Here is a 2,134-nt window from a genome sequence, read left to right on the forward strand (position 1 = left end):
TGCATCAACGGTGACGATTGGCGTAATAGTATCCACATTACCACTGCTGTTTGCGGTGCTCTCGTTGCCTGCCGCATCAGTAATACTCGCGCTTACAGTAAAGTCACCTTGTGCAAGGGCACCTGGAATCTCAATGTTCCAGTGGCCATCGCTGCCAACTAGGGTCTCAATGGTTTGCACAGCGCCTGCGCTGTCGGTGATGGTGAGTGTAACAGTGCCACCAATTTCATTACTGGTGCCCTGAAGCTCTGGTGTTAAGTCGCTGACATCGCCTACGTTTTGAATGGTGAGTATTGGCGCTTGCGTGTCTAACGTAATTGTATCTGTAACTGTTGTCGTATTTCCTGCTTCGTCAGATACACTCACTTCGATGGTGTTATCACCTTCATTTAAATCTGTTTGTGGAGTTACTTCCCAGTTACCATTTGCATCTACTGTGGTGGTAAGTGTTTGTTCAACCCCGTTATCATCAGTAATAACAACCGTGATGCTGGTACCAACGTCTGCATCACTAGTGCCTGAAATGGTAGGTGTTGAGTCGTTAGTTACAGTATCAAAGTTTACGGTTAAGCTAGGCCCTGATGTATCTATAATGCCTGTAGCAGTATCTGAAGCACTATTTCCAGCAGCATCAGATACTTCAGCTTCTACAGAATAATCGCCCGAGGCCAACTCTTGGGAAAGTTCAACACTCCAATTACCATCTGTATCTGTTGTTGTGCTAAATGTGCGAACAACCCCTTGAGAATCAGTAACCGTTAAATTTATAACTGTGCCTGCAACTACGTCAGTTGTGTTACCAGAAATAACCGGTGTTGTATCATTACTTGTTTCTAGTTCATTTACTTGTATGGTTGGAGGCGTAATATCAATTACAGCATCAAGCTCTGCATTTGCGCTTCCACCACCTATGTCTGTTACTGTCGCACTAATTAAAATGGTGCCTTCAGCCAAATCGGCTGGCGGAGTAACACTCCAGAGTCCGTTTTCATCAACAACCGTAGTTAAAGTAATTATTCCACCCGCTGAGTCAGTGATCTGAACTTCAACTTGAGAGCCAACTTGTGCATTAAAAGTATCACCATTTATTTGAGGTGTTTGATCGTTAGTTTCGCCAATAACATCAATGGTAATAGTCAATGCGCTTGTATCAATTGTGCCTGAAGCACTTGCTGTGCCTTCATTACCAGCGCTATCGCTAATACTTGCATCTACAGAGTAGGCCCCTTCAGCTAAAGCCGCAGGTACTTCTACTGTCCAACTTCCGTCTGCAATTACTTGTGCTGAAATTGTTTGTACTGCACCATTAGCATCGGTCACTGTTAAAGTTATGGTTGAACCAGCAGGCTCCCCGCTAACCGTGCCTGAAATGGTCGGTGTTGTATCACTCGTATCGCCTAGTGCATTAATAGTAACTATTGGCGCTGTGGTATCAACTTCTCCCGTTGTTGTGGCTGTGGTTTCATTACCTGCGTTATCGGTAACCGATACTTCAACAGTAAATTCGCCTTCACTTAATTCGTTCGGTACATCAACACTAAAGGTGCCATCGGCTTGTACTTCTGTGGTAATAGTTTGTGGATTACCTGCTTCATCAGTAACTGTAATAGTAACAACCGTGCCCTCTGGCTCACCGGTTGCGGTGCCTGAAATAGTTGGGGTGGTGTTGTTAGTATCACCTACTGGGTCAATAATAACTGTTGGCGCGGCAGTATCGACTTCGCCTATTGTTGTTGCGGTAGTTTCATTACCTGCTGTATCGGTAACCGATACTTCAACCGTAAACTCACCCTCACTTAATTCATTTGGTACATCAACACTAAAGGTACCATCAGCTTGTACTTCAGTGGTGATAGTTTGTGGATTACCAGCTTCATCAGTTACTGTAATAGTAACAACCGTGCCCTCTGGCTCACCCGTCGCGGTGCCTGAAATGGTTGGGGTGGTGTCGTTAGTATCACCTACTGGGTCAATAATAACTGTTGGCGCGGCAGTATCGACTTCTCCCGTTGTTGTTGCGGTAGTTTCATTACCTGCTGTATCGGTAACCGATACTTCAACCGTAAACTCACCCTCACTTAATTCATTTGGTACATCAACACTAAAGGTACCATCAGCTTGTACTTCAGTGGTG

General features: G+C 44.9%; 1 protein-coding gene. It reads right to left on the reverse strand.

Annotation, left to right across the window (positions count from 1 at the left end; translation table 11 throughout):
* On the reverse strand, window positions 1-2,134 hold a 2,134-nt coding region (locus H5088_RS09285), incomplete at both ends, for an Ig-like domain-containing protein (RefSeq protein ID WP_182752726.1).

Source organism: Pseudoalteromonas sp. SR43-3, assembly GCF_014163875.1.
In the GTDB taxonomy this organism is placed as follows: Bacteria; Pseudomonadota; Gammaproteobacteria; order Enterobacterales; family Alteromonadaceae; genus Pseudoalteromonas; species Pseudoalteromonas distincta.